General features: G+C 70.3%; 2 protein-coding genes. Both read right to left on the reverse strand.

The window, feature by feature from the left end:
- Positions 1 to 189: 189 nt before the first annotated feature.
- On the reverse strand, positions 190 to 1,410 hold the full coding sequence (locus tag AB0M20_RS41260; RefSeq protein ID WP_364306752.1) for a hypothetical protein: 1,221 nt from the start codon (positions 1,408 to 1,410) through the stop codon (positions 190 to 192).
- Positions 1,362 to 1,766, reverse strand: a complete 405-nt coding sequence (locus AB0M20_RS41265) for a GNAT family N-acetyltransferase (RefSeq protein ID WP_364306754.1) — start codon at positions 1,764 to 1,766, stop codon at positions 1,362 to 1,364. Before AB0M20_RS41265 ends, AB0M20_RS41260 begins: the two co-directional genes overlap by 49 nt.
- Between the last annotated feature and the right edge of the window lie 72 nt (positions 1,767 to 1,838).

Consider the following 1,838-nt stretch of genomic DNA (forward strand, 5'->3'; position numbering starts at 1 on the left):
CTCAGCCACCCTGGCAGGTCCCGAATGCGTCGCTGGGCTACCACTTTTGGGCGTGGCGCGGTCCGCAAGCGAATAGTGGTAGCTCAGAGGTCAATTACCTGAGTGAATGGGCCTCTGGGCTACCACTCCTGGTCTCGGCGTCCTGGACAGCCCGACGACGACCAGTGGCGCCGTCCCGGCTTCGGGACGTCACCGGGATTCCTCGTCCCGCATCGCCGCAAGCTCCGCGGCAGCGTCCACGCCGTCGTCGTCCAGTTGAGGAGGCAAGGGAACCTGACCGGCGCCCGTCGGCGGGACGGCCCGTTGTTCGGCCACCAGTTTGGCCAGAGGTGACCGGTCATCACTGACGGGAGCGGGTTGGGACCCTGGACGTTCTCCCTCGTTGGTCTCTCCGGTCTCATGGCCGCTGACACGGGTTCTTGGCTGATCCAGATCGGCGAACATCGGAGTTAGGCGGGATGCCGTTGCCGGATCAGAGCGGTGCAGCTCCGCTTTCAACACCTCCAAAGTTGCCGCTAACGCGCGCTGCAACTCCCGCTCCGTCAAGGCGCGGACCAGGGTGGGCTCCAGCTCGGCGGTCAGGACCTCCGGCAGCAGGTGGGCGCCCTTCGCGTAGGCGGAGGGTAGCCCGAGGCGTAGGCACGCCAGCGTGATGATGTGGTCGCGCAAGGCGCTGATCCAGTGCTCGGCCTGCCACCAATGACCGCGGTGGAGACAGATCCGGGCGTGCAGGGCGTGATGCCAGGTGAGACCGATCAGGCCCTCTCGGTCGGGCGGCCGGAAGGGCTCCTGCGGCGTCGCGTTCCCGAAGATCGTGCGCCACTGCGGGCCGCGCGGGCCGAAGTTCGCCTCCGGCACGAAGGTCAGGTCGATCTCAAGCCATCCGGGCAGCAGGAACACCCTGATGACCCCCTCTCCGACCGGCAAGTCCCAGTGGTGGACGGCGCCCTCACCGCCGTGAAGCCACCGCGTCCAGCGCTCGACCACGGCGGTGAGGTCACCCCGCACGGCCAGCACCAGATCGGTGTCTGACCACTGGTCGCCGGCGGTGCCGCCGGTCGACCCGGTGCCGCCGCTGCCGCCGGTCCCTCCAGCCGAGCCGACCGAGCCGGAGCCGCCAGCCGAGCCCGAGCCCACGGCCGAGCCCGAGCCGGAGGCCGAGCCCGAGCCGGCGGCCGAGCCCGAGCCCACGGCCGAGCCGGAACCGGCGGGCGAGCGGGTTGGCTCGGTGCGGTCAGCCGAGCCGGTGTCGGCCGTGTCGGCGGCTGAGCCTGTGTAGGCCGCGCCGACTATTGCGTCGTCGGCTTCGGCTCGGGCGATCAGGCGAGACCGGAGTGCTTCGCGGTCGTCTGGGCGGAACATCACGAGGTCAGGTGGATCAGGCCGGCCGGCGTCGGTCGGAAGCCGCAAGTTCGCAGGTAGAAGTGCTGCAGGTGGGGTTCGAAGTCGACGTGCAACCATTCGCAGCCGGCGGCTCGGGCCTCCTCGGCGGCGGCCTTGACCACGGCTGTGCCTACGCTGCGGCCCTGGAGTCCGGGGTCGACCGCCGTGTCGATCAGGAAGGCGTGCGGGCCGCCGTCCCACGCCACCTGCACGAACCCGACCAACCGCCCGTCCTGGAAGGCCCCGATCCAGGTCAGCGCGTGCTCATCCAGGCGCCGCGCCCACGGCGCCACCACCGCCGGGTCACCACCGAATGCCCGCGCGTGCAAAGCGCTGAGCTCCACGTCGTCGACCGCGAAGCGGACGACAAGCTCGATGGTCACGCCGCCACGCTACCGAGTTGAGCGCGACCGAGCGGATCGGGCGTTCGAGCCGGGCCGACCCACAATCAGGCC

It is taken from the genome of Actinoplanes sp. NPDC051633 (assembly GCF_040681735.1).
In the GTDB taxonomy this organism is placed as follows: Bacteria; Actinomycetota; Actinomycetes; order Mycobacteriales; family Micromonosporaceae; genus Actinoplanes.